Origin of the sequence: Mesorhizobium sp. M7A.F.Ca.CA.002.09.1.1 (assembly GCF_003998555.1) — a bacterium.
In the GTDB taxonomy this organism is placed as follows: Bacteria; Pseudomonadota; Alphaproteobacteria; order Rhizobiales; family Rhizobiaceae; genus Mesorhizobium; species Mesorhizobium ciceri.
This window is the reverse complement of record NZ_RZRR01001043.1, coordinates 1-1,736: the sequence shown is the minus strand read 5'-3', so window position 1 is coordinate 1,736 and position 1,736 is coordinate 1. Positions and strand designations below refer to the sequence as shown.

Genomic DNA, 1,736 nt, shown 5'->3' with positions numbered 1-1,736 from the left:
GTTCCAGAACTATGCGCTCTATCCGCACAAGACGGTCGAGCAGAACATGGCCTTCGCGCTCAAGCTCAGGAAAACCGATCCGGCCGTGGTCGCCGAGCGGGTCAAGCGCGCCGCCGACATCCTCGACCTCAATCCCTATCTGAAGCGCTATCCCCGCCAGCTTTCCGGCGGGCAGCGCCAGCGCGTGGCCATGGGCCGCGCCATCGTGCGCAATCCGCAGGTGTTCCTGTTCGACGAGCCGCTGTCCAATCTCGACGCCAAGCTGCGCGTGCAGATGCGCACCGAGATCAAGGAACTGCACCAGAGGCTGAAGACCACCACCATCTACGTCACCCACGACCAGATCGAGGCCATGACCATGGCCGACAAGATCGTTGTCATGCGCGACGGCCGCATCGAGCAGGTCGGCGCGCCGCTGGAACTGTTCGACCGCCCGGCCAACCTGTTTGTCGCCGGCTTCATCGGCTCGCCTTCGATGAACCTGCTCAAGGGCACCATGCGCAAGGGCGACAAGCCCGGTGTCGACATCGCAGGCACGCTGTTCCCGATCGGATCGGGCAATGCCGCGCAGGACGGTCAAGCGGTCGTCTATGGCGTGCGACCGGAGCACCTCGAGATCCATCCCGACGGCGTGCCGGCGAAGATTTCGGTGGTCGAGCCGACCGGCTCGGAAACGCTGGTGTTCCTGCGCTTCGGCGAAGGCGAGATGGTGGCGCTGTTTCGCGAGCGCCACGACTTCAAGCCGGGCGATACGCTGAAGCTGAAGCCAAGGCTCGACCAGATCCATCTTTTCGACGCAGAGACCGGCAAGCGTCTCTGATCCCAACTCACGAGGAATACCATGCTCAAAGGCATCAACCCGCTGCTCAATGCCGACGTGCTGCAGGCATTGCGGGCAATGGGGCATGGCGATGATCTGATCATCGCCGACACCAATTTTCCGTCCGATTCGGTGGCGCGCCAGACGGCGCTCGGCCGCGTGCTGCGCATCGATGCCTCGGCCGCGCAAGTGGTCAAGGCGGTGCTGTCGCTCTACCCGCTCGACACGTTCGTCGACGATTCGGCCGCGCGCATGGAAATCGTCGGCAAGCCGGACGAGATTCCTGCAGTGCAGAAGGAAGTGCAGAAGGAAGTCGATAAGGCCGAGGGCAAGTCGTGGCCGATGATCGCGGTCGAGCGCTACGCCTTCTACGAGCGCGCCAAACAAGCCTATTGTGTCATCCAGACCGGCGAACGCCGCTTCTATGGCTGCTTCGCCTTCCGCAAGGGCGTCGTGCCGCCGGATGCGGAGTAGCGGCATGGCTTCGGGCAAGCCGGTCGTCATATTGGGTGTGTTCGTCGCCGACACCGCCTACAGGGCGCAGCGGCAGCCGCGCATGGGCGAAACGATCCTCGGCACATCCTTCACGCTGGGTCCCGGCGGCAAGGGCTCGAACCAGGCGGTGGCCGCCGGCAAGCTCGGCGCCGACGTCACCTTCCTCACCCGCCTCGGCGTAGACCCCTTCGCCGACATGGCCAGGCAGACCTGGACGCAGGCGGGCGTCAAGGATGCCGTCATCGACACGCCGGAAAGCTACACCGGCGCGGCCTACATCTTCGTCGAGGAGACCACCGGCAACAACGCCATCATCGTCAGCCCCGGTGCTGCCATGCTGATCTCTCCAGCCGATATCGAAGCCAATGCCGCATTGATCAGCAATGCCGGCGTCTTTGTCACGCAGCTCGAACAGCCGATC

General features: G+C 64.1%; 3 protein-coding genes. All 3 read left to right on the top strand.

Annotated elements, in window-relative coordinates; genetic code table 11:
- Positions 1-820, top strand: an 820-nt coding sequence (locus EN994_RS29985; RefSeq protein ID WP_127308079.1) for an ATP-binding cassette domain-containing protein, incomplete at its 5' end; no start/stop codon positions are given.
- A 21-nt stretch (positions 821-841) separates the two neighbouring features.
- Positions 842-1,294, top strand: coding sequence for an RbsD/FucU family protein (locus EN994_RS29980; RefSeq protein ID WP_027162392.1), 453 nt, complete (start codon positions 842-844; stop codon positions 1,292-1,294).
- Positions 1,295-1,298: 4 nt separating this feature from the next.
- Positions 1,299-1,736, top strand: a 438-nt coding sequence (locus tag EN994_RS29975; protein ID WP_245466122.1) for a PfkB family carbohydrate kinase, incomplete at its 3' end; no start/stop codon positions are given.

Bases quoted from the DNA above. Each gene is read 5' to 3' on its own strand.
- EN994_RS29980 (WP_027162392.1), top strand. From the start codon at position 842: ATGCTCAAAGGCATCAACCCGCTGCTCAATGCCGACGTGCTGCAGGCA.